13 protein-coding genes are annotated in these 14,491 nt (G+C 68.8%); all 13 read left to right on the forward strand.

Translation table 11 applies throughout. The features are described 5' to 3' along the window. Window positions 1-108 precede the first annotated feature (108 nt). From IE231_RS06310 to IE231_RS06370, 13 genes are read left to right on the forward strand one after another with little or no spacing between them, the layout of a single operon-like run. Entirely contained in the window at window positions 109-984 is an 876-nt protein-coding gene (locus tag IE231_RS06310) for a glycosyltransferase (protein ID WP_189693096.1), read from the forward strand. Next, on the forward strand, window positions 977-1,906 hold the full coding sequence (locus IE231_RS06315; protein ID WP_189693097.1) for a glycosyltransferase family 2 protein: 930 nt from the start codon (window positions 977-979) through the stop codon (window positions 1,904-1,906). The genes IE231_RS06310 and IE231_RS06315 overlap by 8 nt, the downstream gene beginning before the upstream one ends. Next, window positions 1,903-2,805, forward strand: coding sequence for a glycosyltransferase family 2 protein (locus tag IE231_RS06320; protein ID WP_189693098.1), 903 nt, complete (start codon window positions 1,903-1,905; stop codon window positions 2,803-2,805). The genes IE231_RS06315 and IE231_RS06320 overlap by 4 nt, the downstream gene beginning before the upstream one ends. After that, window positions 2,802-3,809 (forward strand): CgeB family protein, encoded by a 1,008-nt coding sequence (locus tag IE231_RS06325; protein WP_189693099.1) that lies wholly within the window; start codon window positions 2,802-2,804, stop codon window positions 3,807-3,809. The genes IE231_RS06320 and IE231_RS06325 overlap by 4 nt, the downstream gene beginning before the upstream one ends. 26 nt (window positions 3,810-3,835) lie before the next feature. Next, window positions 3,836-4,879 (forward strand): RNA-binding protein, encoded by a 1,044-nt coding sequence (locus IE231_RS06330; RefSeq protein ID WP_189693100.1) that lies wholly within the window; start codon window positions 3,836-3,838, stop codon window positions 4,877-4,879. Beyond that, window positions 4,876-5,598: an acylneuraminate cytidylyltransferase family protein gene (locus tag IE231_RS06335; RefSeq protein ID WP_189693101.1), complete on the forward strand. Its 723-nt coding sequence runs from the start codon at window positions 4,876-4,878 to the stop codon at window positions 5,596-5,598. Before IE231_RS06330 ends, IE231_RS06335 begins: the two co-directional genes overlap by 4 nt. Further along, window positions 5,595-7,838, forward strand: a complete 2,244-nt coding sequence (locus tag IE231_RS06340; protein WP_189693102.1) for an N-acetylneuraminate synthase family protein — start codon at window positions 5,595-5,597, stop codon at window positions 7,836-7,838. Before IE231_RS06335 ends, IE231_RS06340 begins: the two co-directional genes overlap by 4 nt. Continuing rightward, window positions 7,838-8,947 (forward strand): glycosyltransferase family 4 protein, encoded by a 1,110-nt coding sequence (locus IE231_RS06345; protein WP_189693103.1) that lies wholly within the window; start codon window positions 7,838-7,840, stop codon window positions 8,945-8,947. Before IE231_RS06340 ends, IE231_RS06345 begins: the two co-directional genes overlap by 1 nt. Beyond that, window positions 8,944-10,116, forward strand: coding sequence for an O-antigen ligase family protein (locus tag IE231_RS06350; protein ID WP_189693104.1), 1,173 nt, complete (start codon window positions 8,944-8,946; stop codon window positions 10,114-10,116). The genes IE231_RS06345 and IE231_RS06350 overlap by 4 nt, the downstream gene beginning before the upstream one ends. Continuing rightward, window positions 10,113-11,339, forward strand: a complete 1,227-nt coding sequence (locus tag IE231_RS06355; protein WP_189693105.1) for a glycosyltransferase 87 family protein — start codon at window positions 10,113-10,115, stop codon at window positions 11,337-11,339. Before IE231_RS06350 ends, IE231_RS06355 begins: the two co-directional genes overlap by 4 nt. Next, entirely contained in the window at window positions 11,336-12,400 is a 1,065-nt protein-coding gene (locus tag IE231_RS06360) for a glycosyltransferase family 4 protein (RefSeq protein ID WP_189693106.1), read from the forward strand. The genes IE231_RS06355 and IE231_RS06360 overlap by 4 nt, the downstream gene beginning before the upstream one ends. Continuing rightward, window positions 12,397-13,335: a glycosyltransferase family 2 protein gene (locus IE231_RS06365; protein WP_189693107.1), complete on the forward strand. Its 939-nt coding sequence runs from the start codon at window positions 12,397-12,399 to the stop codon at window positions 13,333-13,335. The genes IE231_RS06360 and IE231_RS06365 overlap by 4 nt, the downstream gene beginning before the upstream one ends. Then, on the forward strand, window positions 13,335-14,462 hold the full coding sequence (locus IE231_RS06370) for a glycosyltransferase (RefSeq protein WP_189693108.1): 1,128 nt from the start codon (window positions 13,335-13,337) through the stop codon (window positions 14,460-14,462). The genes IE231_RS06365 and IE231_RS06370 overlap by 1 nt, the downstream gene beginning before the upstream one ends. Window positions 14,463-14,491 lie beyond the last annotated feature (29 nt).

Here is a 14,491-nt window from a genome sequence, read left to right on the forward strand (position 1 = left end):
CACCCGGAGAGCGGGGGGACCTCCCGAGTGGCCCAGCGACTCCGTGAGGTCTTCAGTCCAGACCTTCCGGCGCGAGCATGGGCTCACGCACTCGCCACGAACGCCGCCGTGCAGGCCCTTGTCGCCCGCGCGGAGGTCGTTGATCTTCAATGGTCCGCGCAGGCCAACCTCGTGCCCGCGATTCGGCGCATCAACCCCCATGCCCGCATCGTCTGCACCGTGCACGATGTCATGTCGCAGCGTTTTGGGCGCATGCGAGATGCAGCCAAGGACGCGCCGAGAAGATTGCGCTGGGCTTACGCTCGACGAAGGGCGCTGGAGAGCGAGCGGACCATGAGCAACTCCGTCGACGTCATCGCTGTGCTGAGTGCGAAGGATGCCGATCTCCTCCCTCGTGGCCGCGCCGAGATCGTGGTTGTCACGCCGCCGCTTGCCCGAGGTGCATCGCCGCGCGCAGACCGACACAGGCGCGCCGATCTCCTGCTCGTGAGCATGCTGGCCCGCTGGGAGAATGAGGAAGGACTCCTTTGGTTCTTCGAGGAGGTACTCCCACTCATCCGGCGTGAGGTCCCCGACGTCCGCTTCCGCGTCGCCGGGCTCGGCATCCGTCCCCACGTCGCTGAGGCCGCCAAGAAGGCCAGAATCGATCTGCTTGGATTCGTCGACGACCTCGAGCCCCTCTACGACGAGGCCGCCGCCGTCGTCGTGCCACTGCGGCTCGGCGCCGGGGTGAAGTTCAAGGTGGTCGACGCGCTGGTGCGCGGCGTTCCCGTCGTCACGACCCCGGTCGGGGCCGAGGGCATCGGCACTGACGCATGGTTCGCGGGGGTGCACAGCGACCCCGCGGCATTCGCCGCGGCCGTAGTGGAAGTCCTCACCGACCCGGGCCCTGCCGAGCATCGGGCCGCTGCGGCGCGCACGGAGGCGCTGGGGGCGTTCGGCCAGGAGCAGTTTGAGCAGAGCATGAGGAAGATCTATGGCTGAGCCCGCCTATGAGGTGGCCGTGGTCATCCCGGTGCGCAACGGCGCGGAGACGCTGGGGGAGCAGCTGCGCTGCCTCGCCCAGCAGCAGGACGCGCCCGCGTTCGAGGTGGTCGTGGCGGACAACGGCTCGACCGACTCGAGCGCAGCCCTGGCCTTGGCCTGGTGTGGCGGCCGCATGCCTGTCCGCGTCGTCGATGCGGGGGCCCGCCCCGGGGTAGCGTTTGCCCGTAACACCGGCGTGGCGGCGGCCCGCGGCGCCGCCGTGGCCTTCTGCGATGCTGACGACCACGTGTCGCCCCGGTGGGTGCGCGCTATGGCGGACGGACTGGCAGAATTCGACGCCGTGGGGGGCCCGGTCCGGCTGGACCGCATCAACGCTGGGCCCACCATCGCCGGGATGGAGACTCTCTCGACAGGAAACCGATCTGTCTTCGGCTACCTCCCCTATGCGGTCGGCGCCTCCCTCGGCGTTCGTCGAGAGGTGTACCTGGCTCTCGGCGGAACGGACGAGTCGTTCCCACACGGCCACGAGGAGGTCGATTTCGCGTGGCGGCTCCAGCACGCGGGCTACTCCCTCGGGTGGGCGCCGGACGCCGTCGTCGACTACCGCCAGCGCGCCGACACCCGCGGCGTCTTCCGGCAGTCGTTCAACTATGGCGAGTCCTCGCTCCAGCTGTGGGCCCGCCACGCGCCGACCCATAGCCTCGCCCCCGTGTCCTTGAAGGGGAGCATTCGCAACGTAGCCGTGCAGACGCTGCGCGCCCATCGCCTTCTGGACCCGCAAGCGCGCCTGGTCCAGGCGAGGGCCCTTGGGTGGAACCTCGGCGTCCTCGCCGGCCACCTCCGCTACCGCAAGTTCGGCGCTCCGCCTGCCCCGCGGCTCATGGAGCAGCCGAGTCGGCTCACGGAGGTCGCGAGGTGAGCGCCCTGACCGCCGTCATCCCGCACTACGGCAAGCCGGCGCCGGCCCTCACCCTCGTGGAGAGACTCCTGGCCCAGACCGGATCCAGCATTGCCCGCATTGTGGTGTCCGACGACGCGTCCCCTCAGCCCTTCCCCGCGAGGGACGGTGTCGTCGTCGTGCGCCGCGAGCGCAACGGCGGATTCGGATCCGCGGTGAACACCGGGCTCGCGCTGGTAGAGACCGACTACGCCCTGGTGCTGAACAGCGACCTCGAGATCGGCCCTACGTTCGTCGAGGACCTTGTCGGCGCCGCTGAGCCCTGGATGCCCGCGGTGGTCAGCCCCCAAATCCACGGCCACGACGGCAAGCCGCAGTGGGTCGGGCGGCATTTCCCGACTGCCTGGCACCAGGCCGTCGAGTGGCTCAGCCCGCTCGCCCGATTCCGGCACCTCCCGGCCCTCCACGAGGCCGTGGGCCACGACACGCGCTGCATCGATGGCGCGACCGTTCCCGTTGACTGGGTCATGGGTGCCGCCATGCTCCTGCCCATGGAGCAGGTGCGGGCTGTAGGCGGATTCGATGAGCGCTTCTTCATGAATGCCGAGGAGGTGGACCTCCAGCGGCGCCTTCGCGAGATTAGCGTGCCAAGTGTGTTCGCCGGCACGGTCACGGCAGTTCACGAAGGCGGCGGATCCTCGGATCCGGAGAGGCGCCGTCGGTGGCTTGTGGACTCCCGGCTCGAATACGCGCGCAAGTGGGGCGGCGCTGCGCAGCTGAAGGGTGCCCTCAGTATGGCGTCCCTCGCCAACTTCGGAGTCAACGCCGTCCGCCAGGCCGCCGGACGCGACGTCGATGCCGCCGCAACACTCCGACGCGAGATCAGCTACCTCCTGGCCGGCCAGGAGCGCGTCCGGTGACGCGTCTCCTTCTCGTGACTCCAACGTTCCACGGCTACCACCGGGGAATTGCCCGTGCGCTCGAGGGCCGCGGCTACGAGGTCATCACCCACTGTTACGACGGCTTCGCGACGCTCGGGGACAAGCTCCGCAACAAGGCCCTCGTCGAGCTGCCGGCCCGTCTGGGTGTGGACAGCCATCGGTCCGCCGAGGCTTGGGCCACCGAACGGGCACTTGCCGCTCTCCGGGAGTCCTCGCCTGATCGCATCATCGTGATCAAGGGAGACACGCTCGGGCTCGACTTCTGGGACGAGGTCGAGCGCAGGGAACTCCCGCGCATCCTCTGGCTCTACGACGACCTGCATCGCCACCGCTACACCTACGAGTTCCTCCGTGAGGTGGGGCCGGTGGTCTCCTACGCCCGCAGCGAGGCCGAGGGCCTCGTGGAGAGGGGCGTGAACGCCTGCTGGGTGCCCAACGGCTTCGACCCCGGGCTCGTCGGCGCGCCCACGGCACGGCGGACCGACGAGATCGTCTTCGTCGGCTCGCGCTATCCCAACCGCGTGGAGCTCCTCCAGGAATTGCATGCGGCCGGCCTGCCAGTGCGCGCCTACGGAAGGCAGTGGTCGAAGCACCCCTTCGACCGCCTCCGCACCTGGGAGGTGGTGCGCCCCAGGCTTCCTGCCGAGCGGGATATCAGCCTCGAGCGCGCCTACGTTGTCCAAGCCGAGGCGGCTGCCGCGATCAACGTGCACGGGCTCCAGGCCGGACTCGCAATGCGGACCTTCGAGGTTCCCGGCATGGGCGGCCTGCAGCTCATCGACCGCCCCGACGTGGAGGACTTCTACGACCCGGGCACCGAGGCCCTCGTCTTCGGGTCCGCTGAGGAGCTCGTGGAGCTGGCCCGTCGAGCCTTGAGCGACCGCGCATGGAGCGAGCGCATCCGCGAGGCGGGCCAGCGCCGCACGCTTGCCGAGCACACGTTCGCGCACCGGATCGAGCGACTGGACACACTGTGGGACTGACGCTCGGTGGCCGATGTGCCGGACTCATGTTCCCTGAGGACCTGTCCGCGTGGCGTTCCTGGCAGCGGCGTCAGAACCCGCTCCGCATGGTCCGCAGCGCCCTCCGCCCGGAGGCGCCGGTGCGTCCTTGGCTCGCCGTCCGCGGCGCGTCGCCACGGCTGCTCGTTGCGCTCGACGCCACGACGCCCACCCAGATCGCCTCTCTCATCCGCCCGCTCGAGCTTCTCGGCCCGCACCTGGACGCGGCCGTCCTCGCCCACCGGAGGCTCGAGGGCCTGCTGCCGGGCGAATGGACCTGGACGCAGCTCCCGGCAGAGATGCACGACGGCGCGACGGTCCCTGACGTGGTCGAGGGCGCCACGGCGGTGCTCGCCGTAGGGCACTACCTGCCGATCGGGGCGCTCGCGGAGGCCTGGGCTCGGGGTCTCGGAGCGGAGTTCTTCGTCGTGCAGCACGGACTCCTGACCCCGCACGCGCCGCCGCTGCCGCGCGAGGTCCACCTGTTCTCGTTCAGCGACGCGGATGCGGAATTCGCGGCATCTGGGCGGACTGACGTCACCCACACATCCGTGGGGTCGCAGCTGCTCTGGGCCGCCGGGTCGCGTCCACGGGTCGAGGACGGTCTGCTTTCCGAGCGACCGGTGTACCTCGGCCAACTGCACGGCGCAGAGCTTCCGCGCTACGGAAAGGCCAGCGCCGCCGGGGGCTTCTGCCGCACCACCGGGTCCGAGTACCGTCCTCACCCCGCCGAGATGGACATCCTCTCCCGCCTCCAGCACCGTCGATGGGAGAGCCAGGGCATCGTGTTCGACCGCTCCGGCCTCCCGCTCGCCGAGCTCGGCCGTCCCGTGGTCTCAGCCTTCTCAACGGGCGTCCTGGAGGCTGCCGCGCGCGGTCTGCCAGCCTGGGTCCATTACCCCCGGCCGCCCGCATGGCTCTCCGAGTTCTGGGAGCGGTACGAGATGCATCCCTGGGGAGGCGAGCCCACGCCGTCGCCCGCTAGGGCCGCCACAGAGCCGGCTCAGGCCATCGCTGCCTCCCTCCTCGAGACCCTAGGAGCCCGCCCGTGACCATCCTCTGCGTCATCCCCGTCCGCGGGGGCTCGAAGGGCATCCCCCGGAAGAACATCCGAGACGTAGCCGGCAAGCCGCTCGTGGTGTGGACGATCGAGCAGGCCCTCGCTGCAAACGCGAGCCTCGACGTCCTCGTCTCCACCGACGATCCCGAGATCGCCGATGTGGCACGCGTGGCCGGCGCCGATGTTCCGTTCCTTCGACCCTCAGAGCTCGCCCAGGACACCACCGCGACCGAGCCCGTGGTCCGCCACGCGATCGACTTCCGCCACGCGCAGGGGAGGCGACCCGACGCCGTCATGCTCCTCCAGGCCACCTCGCCGCTTCGCTTCCGGGGCACTCTGGACCGAGCCGTCGCGCAGTTCGGGGAGACCGGCGTGGACTCCCTGGTGGGCGTGGTCCCGCAGACGCCGTTCCTGTGGACTCTGCCGCAGGAACAGGGGGGCCAGCCCGCCGCCCAGTACACTGTGGAGAGCAGGCCACGCCGTCAGGAGCTCACTGAGCGGGACTTCCGCTACCGCGAGACCGGTTCGCTCTACGTCACCCGGACGGCCATCTACGAACAGCTCGACAACCGCCTCGGCGGCCGCATCGGCCTGTTCGTCATGGACGAGAGGGAAGGCGTCGATGTCGACACCGAGCTCGACCTCGCCGTCGCCGCACAGCAGCTAGACCGGTTCCGAGCGGAACTGGAGGGGGAGGCACGCGCCGAATGATCATCGAGCGGAACATTACGCCGTATGTCGTCTTCTCCGAGGATCCGATCCTCACCGCCCTGCAGAAGATCACCGCCAACCAGGAACGCATCGTCTTCTGCGTCGATGAACACGGCATCCTCCAGGGTTCCCTCTCCGACGGCGACTTCCGCCGCTGGATCGTCAGCAACCCCACGGCGGACCTGACGGCCTCGGCACTCGCGGTCGCGAACCGCTCCGTCCGCACCGCCCCGCACACGACGCCGCCGGCGGAGCTCGGCGGCTACCTCACCCGGGGCGTCACGCACCTGCCGCTCGTGGACACGCGCGGGCACCTCATGGCCATCGCCGTGGACCGCGCCGACGTGCTGCGGATCGGGACTCAGGAGATCGGGCCGAACAGCCCCGCGTTCCTCATCGCCGAGATCGGCAACAACCACAACGGCTCGGTGGACCTCGCGAAGCGACTCGTGGACCTCGCCGCGGATGCCGGCGCGGATGCCGTGAAGTTCCAGCTGCGGGACATGGACGCGCTCTACCGCCAGTCGGGCGGCTCGAGCGCGGGGGAGGACCTCGGCGCCCAGTACACGCTCGACCTGCTCTCCCGGTTCTCCCTGCCCGCCGAGAAGCTCTTCGGCGTCTTCGACCACGCGCGGGAGCGGGGGGTGGAGGTCATGTGCACGCCGTGGGACGCTCCGAGCGTCGCCGCGCTCGCGGACTACGGCATCCCGGCCCTCAAGATCGCCTCCGCGGACCTGACCAACCACGGCCTGCTCCGCGACGCCGGGTCCCGCGGCCTGCCGCTCATCCTCTCCACCGGCATGTCCCGCGAGGACGAGATCCGCGAGACCGCAGGGCTTCTGCGCTCCATGGGCTCGAGTTTCGCGATGCTCCACTGCCAGTCCACCTACCCCGCCCCGTTCAAGGACGTGAACCTCGCCTACATGGACCGCCTCGCGGAGATCGGCGGCTGCATCGTGGGCTACTCGGGCCACGAGCGCGGCTACCACGTGCCCGTCGCGGCGGTAGCGCGCGGGGCGAAGATCATCGAGAAGCACTTCACCGTGGACACCGCCATGGAAGGCAACGACCACAAGGTCTCGCTCCTGCCTGACGAATTCGCCGCGATGGTGGCCCGCATCCGCGAGGTCGAGGAGTCCATCGGCGACGCTGCCCCACGCCAGGTCTCCACCGGCGAGATGATGAACCGCGTCAACCTCGCCAAGTCCCTCGTCGCCGCGCGACCGATCCCGGCGGGGACGCTCATCGGCGAGGCGGATGTGGACGTGCGCAGCCCGGGCCGGGGCCTCCAGCCCAACGCCCTCCCGCGCCTACTGGGCCGGACCCTGAGGCGCACGCTTGCCGAGGGCGACTTCTTCTTCGAAGGCGATCTCGCCGACGTCGTGCCCACCGGCCGGGACTTCGCCTTCCGCCGCCCCTGGGGCCTGCCCGTCCGCTACCACGACCACGCGGCGCTCATCGCGGACTGCACGCCGGACTTCCTCGAGTTCCATTTCTCCTACAAAGACCTCGAGATCGACCCCGATGCGGTCTTCACCCAGCCGCTCGACATGGGCTTCACCACGCACCTGCCCGACCTGTTCGCCGGCGACTTCCTCGTGGACCTCGCCTCGCAGGACACCGAGGTGTGGGAGCGGTCGATCGCCGAGGTGCAGCGCACGATCGACATCACCCGCTCGCTCACCACCTGGTTCAAGCGCGAGGATGAGCCGATCATGGTGGTGACCATGGGCGGCTTCACCAAGGACCGCCACGTGAGCCCGTCCGCCCGGCCGGCCATGTACGAGCGGATCGCGGACGCGCTCAAGCGCCTCGACACGACCGGCGTGCGGATCGCGGCCCAGACCCTGCCCCCGTATCCGTGGCTCATGGGCGGCCAGCAGTTCCACAACCTGTTCCTCGATCCGAGGGATACCGCCGAGTTCGCGGCCGCGACCGGCACGAGGCTGTGCCTCGACGTTTCCCACTCCAAGCTCGCTGCCAACTTCCTCGGCATGCAGTTCTCCGAAGCCGTGGAGCTCCTGGCCCCGCACACGATCCACCTCCACCTCGTCGACGCCACCGGCGTGGACGGCGAGGGCGTGCAGGTGGGGGAGGGCGAGGTGGACTGGCCCGCGCTCGCCGAGCAGCTCGAGCGGCTCGCCCCTGGGGTGAGCTTCATCCCCGAGATCTGGCAGGGCCACGTCAACTCCGGCGAGGGCTTCTGGACGGCCCTGGACCGGCTCGAGGCGTGGTTCTGATGGCGCTCGACGGCGCGCGCTCGCCCCACGCCGCCCGGATCGCGCTGTGGGCCATTCCGGTCCCGGACCTCGGGGGCGTGGCCCGGCACGTCCTCGACGTGGCCGCCGTGGGGCTGCCCGGGTGGCGGCTCGTGGTCCTGTGCCCCGAGGGACCGCTGGCGGGGAAGCTGCAGGAGGCAGGCGCCGCCGTCGTGACCGGCCCGTTCGGCCCGGCCGCCGGCTTCATCGCCTCCGTGAAGACGCTCCGGAAGAACATCGGCGCGCTGCGCCCGTCTGTCGTCCACGCGCATCTGGCGTATGCGGACGTTGTCGCGGCCGTCGCGACGATCGGCACCGGGGCGCGCTACGTGACGACCGAGCACGGCATCGCGGGCGACGACGCCGTCTACCACGGCTCGGCCTGGAAGTCCCGCCTCATGGCCGCGGTGCACGCCCTGCGGCTGCGCCGGGCGTCGGCCGTCATCGCCGTGGCCGAGGCGACCAAGTGGGCCATGGTTCACAAGTGGAAGCCCCGGCAGGCCGTGACCGTGATCCCCAACGGCGTGGACGCGGACGAGGTCACCGCACGCATCCGCACCGCGGCGCCGGTCAGTGGTACGGGCGGCGCTTCCCGTGGCGGCCCACGAATCCTCTCACTCGCCCGACTCTCCGCGGAGAAGCGCATTCCGGAGCTCCTCGAGGCCTTCGCTCGTCTGCGCCTGACCCATCCCGAGGCGATACTGACCGTGGCGGGGGATGGACCCGACCGGGGCGCCCTCGAGGCGCAAGCCAGAACGCTCGGCCTCGCGGACTCCGTGGCCTTCCCCGGCTTTGTCGATGCTGGCGCGGCAATGAGCGAGGCGGATGTGGTTGTTCAGCTCTCCGTGTGGGAGAACTGCTCCTACACCCTGCTCGACGCCGTTGCCGCCGGGCTCGGCGTCGTCGCGACGCCGGTGGGCGGTAACCCCGAGATCCTGCCGGAGCGGTGCCTCGTCGAGGCCGAGGATGCCCATGCAGTCGCCTCGGCCATAGCCGCCCAGCTCGCCTCAGACGAGCGTCCGGGGTCATCGTGGATTTCACGCGCCGAGATGGCCCGAAAGACTGCGGGCGTCTACGAGGAGAGACCGTGACGCCCGGCACCGGCGTCGCAACAGGGGCTACACGAACCTCCTCGCCGACGCGTCTCGTCGAATTCCTTCTGGGGATCTTCGTTCTCTACAAGGCCGGTGACTTCCCCGGCTGGCCGTTCTCTCTCACGGTCAGCGAGCTGGCTGCCGCGCTGCTGGTTGCTTTCGCGCTGCTCCGGACCCCGCAGTTGCGCCCGGTTCCCGGCCGGGCCTACTACGTCCCGGTGCTTCTCTTCGCAGTCTGGGTCGGCATTGTCATTCTCGTGACCGGTACGTTCTCGGTGACGAGAGTCGGGCACCTGGCGCTGTGGGCCCTCCTAGGGGCGGTCATCATCTTCGGGCGAGTCCACACGCCGTCATTGGCCCGCGGAATGGGCGTCGGCATTGTCATCGGGACCGTCTACGGAGTCGTACGTCTCGGGTCGAGTTCCTATGCGGGCCGCATGACAGGCCTGTTCGGTGACCCGAACACGGGCGGTATGATCCTGGTTGCGTCCGCCGCGATGTGCATCGCACTCCTCGAGCGTCGGTCCTCCCGCATTGTGGTTGGGGGTGTCGCCTTCTTCGGCATTTACATGACGCAGTCGCGGACGACGCTGTTCGCGGCCGCGATGGTCCTGCTCTGGGTCCTCCTGGGTCGGTGGCTGCATGCCTGGTTTGCGGTTGCCGCGATGACCGTGGTCGTCACCGCGGTGCCAATCCTGGGTGCGATGCCTTGGGCGAGCCGGTTCTTCGAGGGCAGGGAAGGCAGCGACATACTCCGCACCAAGATCCTCGCCGCCGAGGATGCCAAAGTGGCAGCCAGCCCTTGGCTCGGGCATGGCCCCGGACAGGGTACCGTCTACGTCCCCGAGGGCCGGAAGAACTTCTTCTTTCACAACAGTTACTTGTCGGGAGTTGCCGAGTTCGGCTGGATCGGTGTCGGCCTCGTGCTGCTTCTCGCCGCGGTCGTCGTTATTTTCGCCATCCGGAAGAGACGGGGAAATCGGAGCATCTGGGTCGAGGGAGCGGTCCTTGCTCTGCTCATCTGCTCGCAACAGTTGGGCGAAGTGCTCTTTGCGCTCCCGATGACCATGGCGCTCGGACTGCTCGTGAGAGCGTCGTCACCGCCGCCCTCACGTGTAGTCGACCAGGGCCCATCAGTGCGCGTGGCGGGGAGGGCGCGGCCATGACTGCTGAGCGAAGCGTGCACGCCGTGCCCAGCCTGTCGAAGTTCCTCTTCCTGCAGCGCACCCGATGGGTCATTGTTGCGCTGAATGTGGTGATCCTCGGAGTCATTGCAGCGATGACGGCTATGTCCCGTCAGGGCTTCACGGGATCCGACGGGCAAATCTATATGACCGCTGCCCAGCGACTTTTGCACGGCGAGAGCGTCTATGGCTTTTCCACCTCGGACACCGGATTCGGGTTTACCTACCCCCCGTTCGCTGCTCTGGTATTCACAACGTTCGCGTGGTTCCCGGCCGCCGTGCCACTGCTCCAGGGAGCCTGTGTACTGTCCGTGTATGCCGTCGTTCTCCTCACCGTCAGGCGTCTCGGCGCGCCGTCCGAGTCAGCGCTCTGGCTGGCCCTTCTTGTCGCGCCCCTCGCGCTCCTCTGGTATCCCGTCCAACGCTCGTACGGCTCGGGGCAGGTAGATCTCCTTCTGGCCGTGCTAATCGTCTTCGATGCGCTCGGGGCACGCTCGCGATGGCGAGGAATTGCCATCGGGGTGGCAGCCGCCATCAAGCTGACTCCCGCGGGTTTCATCCTGCTGTTCCTCGTGCGGAAGGACATCCCGTCTGTCCTCAGGATCATGGCTTCAGCGGCAGCAACCACTGCCCTCGGGTGGATAGTGGCACCGAGTGACTCCTTCGTCTACTGGACCAAGCTCCTGTGGGACACCGATCGCGTGGGCGCTCAGACGGCTGCGCTCAATCAAAGCCTCGCGGGTCTCATCTCACGCCTTGCTGCCTCCTCAACCGGACATCTCGAGGGCTTGGCGTGGATCGTCTGGCTGTGCGCCTGTGCGATTGTCGTGGCGTTCGGGGTGCGGGCCATGCGCGTGCTGGATCATGGACGGGTGGAAGAGGTCGGGCCCTTTGCTCTCAATGCGCTCGTGGTACTGCTCATCTCGCCGATTTCATGGCTCCACCACTGGGTGCTTGCTGTGGTTCCAGTGCTCTTCCTCGTGGCCCGCGGATGGCTGATCAAGGGATGGGACCTGATGTTGCTCGCGGCTGCCGGCGTCGTCGTGCTCGCGGTGCCGCCGTGGTGGTTCCTTGGTTCATATCTGGAGAGGGGCGGATGGTCAGTGGCCGAGACTCTAGTCGGATCCTGCGCTGTCTTATGGGCAGTTGCGGTGGTGTTTCTTTCAGCACGACGGCGTCGCCCGTCGGGAGTTGAAGCGGCATGAGCCCGCAACCCATCTGCATCGCCGCGAACAACGCCGAGATCGGCGGCGGTGAGGTGATGCTCCTTGCGATGGCCGAGGCGATGCGCTCCTTCAGCCTCGACGTCACCGTGGTCGGGCCCGAGAGGCCCAAGGGGATCCTCAGGGAGGCCGCCGAGCGTGGATTTCCCACCGCCGCAGTCGCCGGTCCGGACCGCATCTCCTACATGCGCTCGCTCCGGCGATGGCGCAAGGACAACCGCGATGGCCTCCTATGGTGCAACGGGCTTGTGCCAGCCGCAGCAACCGCGGGAGGCCGGAGGCGGGTCGTGCACCTCCACCAGTTGCCCGCTCCGCTCCAGCGTCCGGCGGTCCTCGCCGCGAAGCTCGGAGCCCTCGCCACGGTGGTCCCATCGGATTTCGTCGCCGCAAGGGTTCACGGGTCTGTGTCCCTGCAGAATTGGACGGCCCCCCTCGAGCGCATTCCTACGAATCGCGGGAGCGGCCCTGTCCGTCTGGGCTTCCTCGGACGCCCGTCCGAGGCGAAGGGAATTCACGTCCTCGCCGACGCGCTCGACCTGCTCCTGCGCGAAAAGCCGGGTGGGTACCGGCTCCGGATCGCCGGGGAGCCCAGATTCGTGGACGCGCGCGAGAGGGCCTTCCTCGAGGGGCGCATGCGCAGACTGGGCAGCGCCGTTGAGCGACTTGGCTGGATGCCGCCGGACGAGTTCCTCGGGACAATCGATCTCCTCGTCGTGCCTTCGGTGGCGCCCGAGTCGTTCGGACTGGCAGCCGCCGAGGCCATGTCCGCTCGGGTGCCCGTCGTGGTGACCGACGCCGGTGCTCTGCCTGAGGTCGTTGGGCCCAATCACCCGTGGATCGCCCGCGCCGGTGACAGCGCGGACCTCACCCGTGCCATTCGGGCGTGCGTCGCCGCCCTGCCCGCCGTGGACGCCGTCGACGCCGCCAACCGGCGATGGTCGGCGTCGTACTCGCCGGAGGCCGGTCGCTTGCGCCTGCGTGACCTGCTGGTCAGCTTGGGGATCGTCGCCGACCAGGTGCCGGATCTGAGGGGGTCAGCATGAGAACCCCCGCTGCCACGGTCGTTGTGCCGACGCACGCTGGTGCTCGCCGACTGCCAGTACTCTTCCAGGCCCTAGAGTCGCAGGACACGGACGACTTCGAGGTGGTCGTCGTGGTGGACGGCGATGCCGACGGAACGGCTGACGTTGTGGCACATTGGTCGGCCAGGCTTCCTGTACGTTCTGTCGTCTTCGCTGAGAACCAGGGTCGTTCCGCTGCGCTGAACGCGGGGGCGGCTTCTGCGCGCGGCAGAGTCCTCATCCGTGCCGACGACGACCTTGAGCCGGCTCCGGGGTACGTGTCCGCGCATGTGCGCCAGCATGAGGAAGGAGAACACGGAGCAATCGGCCTCTACCTCAACTCTCTCCCGGACACTCCCTATGCCAGAGCCTACGGAATGCGCGCCGACGCCCGCTTCCGCGAGCAGGCGCTCGCGGCGCCGCCGGATGGGCAGTGGCGCTACTGGGCTGGCAACGTCTCGGTGCTGCGCGAGGTGCATGAGCGGATCGGGGGCTACGACGCCCGCTTCCGCCGGTACGGGTGGGAGGACGTCGACTACGGCTACCGTCTTCACCAGGCCGGGATTGCAGTTCGGATCGTTCCCGAGCTGAGCGCGGTCCACCACGTGGCAGCGACGACCACCACCATACGCGCACTGAGGGCCCTCCATTCGGGTGCCGCTCGGGAGACCTTCGTCGGCATCCACGGCGCAGAGGCACTGTCGGAACCGTCGAAAGGAACCGGAACCTGGGACCGGCTGGTGCGGGCGTCCGCGGCGCTCGTCTCCGAGCGGACCCTGAGTCTCTACGGTCCTGCCGTCGACCTCACCGGACGATTCCTCCCAGCCCGGGCGGCGGAGAAGCTCGTGGCCCTCGCTGTCGAGTCGGCTGGCCTGGCTGGCATCCGATATCCCGAACGAGCGCGGAGCAGGTTCTGATGGGACAGAAGCCAGTGGTCGCCATTGCGCACGACTACCTGACCCAGCGAGGGGGAGCCGAGCGGGTAGTCCTCGCCATGCACCGTGCCTTCCCCGAGGCCACCATCTACACCACGCTCTACGATCCGGACGGGACCTACCCCGAGTTCCGGGACGCTGAGATCGTCACCTCGCCCCTGAACAGGATCGCCGCGTTCCGCAGGGACCACAGGCTCGCCTTGCCGGTACTGGCCCCCGCATCCCAGTCGCTGAGGATCCCGGCCGACATCGTCGTCACGTCGACCAGCGGGTGGGCGCACGGCTTCAGGACCGACGGCGTGGTGTACGCATACTGCCATTCGCCTGCCCGGTGGCTCTACCTCACGGAGCAGTACCTGGGCGGCTCCTCCGCCCGGTCTGCCAAGGGCCTTTCACTCGCAGCGCTGCGCCCGTTCCTGAAGTGGTGGGACCAGCGTGCCGCGGCACGGCCGGAGACATACGTGGCCAACTCGACCGTGGTCCGCGAACGCATCCTGGCGGTCTATGGTCGCGAGGCTGAGGTCTTCCACCCTCCCCACAGCGTCGACACGGAAGGGCCGCGGGACTCGATTCCCGGGCTCGAGGACTTCCTCAGCCCGGGAGGGCACTTCCTCACAGTCTCCCGGCTCTTGCCGTATAAGAACGTGGACCAGGCCATGGAGGCCTTCCGAGGACTCGACGAGCGGCTCCTCGTCATCGGCGCCGGGCCCATGGCCGCGGACCTCCGGGCTGCCATGCCGCCCAATGTGCGGCTCGCATCCCACCTCACGGACGCGCAGATGCGTTGGGCCTACTCCACGGCCGCCGCCGTGATTGCTCCTAGCTACGAGGACTTCGGGATCACTCCACTCGAGGGTGCCGCGTGGGGCAAGCCGACCATCGCCCTGCGCGCAGGGGGCTACCTCGACACGATCATCGAGGGTGAGACAGGCGTCTTCATCGAGGCGCCGACTGCCACCGCCATACGGGAAGCGGTACGAGGCTTCACCGTTGGCGACTGGGATGCCCGGACCATCCGGCAGCATGCCGAAACCTTCTCGGAAGAACGCTTCCGCGACCGGCTTCGTGATGAGGTGTACGCCCTCGCCGGCACCGCGCCACGCCGGTAATCCAGCCCAGAGGTGTGCCGAGCACCTGA

The sequence above is a fragment of the Sinomonas cellulolyticus genome (assembly GCF_014656475.1).
Taxonomy (GTDB): domain Bacteria; phylum Actinomycetota; class Actinomycetes; order Actinomycetales; family Micrococcaceae; genus Sinomonas; species Sinomonas cellulolyticus.

What these genes read in the sequence shown, in the direction of transcription:
- IE231_RS06315 (WP_189693097.1), top strand. Translation starts at nt 977, where the DNA reads ATGGCTGAGCCCGCCTATGAGGTGGCCGTGGTCATCCCGGTGCGCAAC.
- IE231_RS06330 (WP_189693100.1), top strand. Translation starts at nt 3,836, where the DNA reads ATGTTCCCTGAGGACCTGTCCGCGTGGCGTTCCTGGCAGCGGCGTCAG.
- IE231_RS06340 (WP_189693102.1), top strand. Translation starts at nt 5,595, where the DNA reads ATGATCATCGAGCGGAACATTACGCCGTATGTCGTCTTCTCCGAGGAT.
- IE231_RS06345 (WP_189693103.1), top strand. Translation starts at nt 7,838, where the DNA reads ATGGCGCTCGACGGCGCGCGCTCGCCCCACGCCGCCCGGATCGCGCTG.
- IE231_RS06355 (WP_189693105.1), top strand. Translation starts at nt 10,113, where the DNA reads ATGACTGCTGAGCGAAGCGTGCACGCCGTGCCCAGCCTGTCGAAGTTC.
- IE231_RS06360 (WP_189693106.1), top strand. Translation starts at nt 11,336, where the DNA reads ATGAGCCCGCAACCCATCTGCATCGCCGCGAACAACGCCGAGATCGGC.
- IE231_RS06365 (WP_189693107.1), top strand. Translation starts at nt 12,397, where the DNA reads ATGAGAACCCCCGCTGCCACGGTCGTTGTGCCGACGCACGCTGGTGCT.
- IE231_RS06370 (WP_189693108.1), top strand. Translation starts at nt 13,335, where the DNA reads ATGGGACAGAAGCCAGTGGTCGCCATTGCGCACGACTACCTGACCCAG.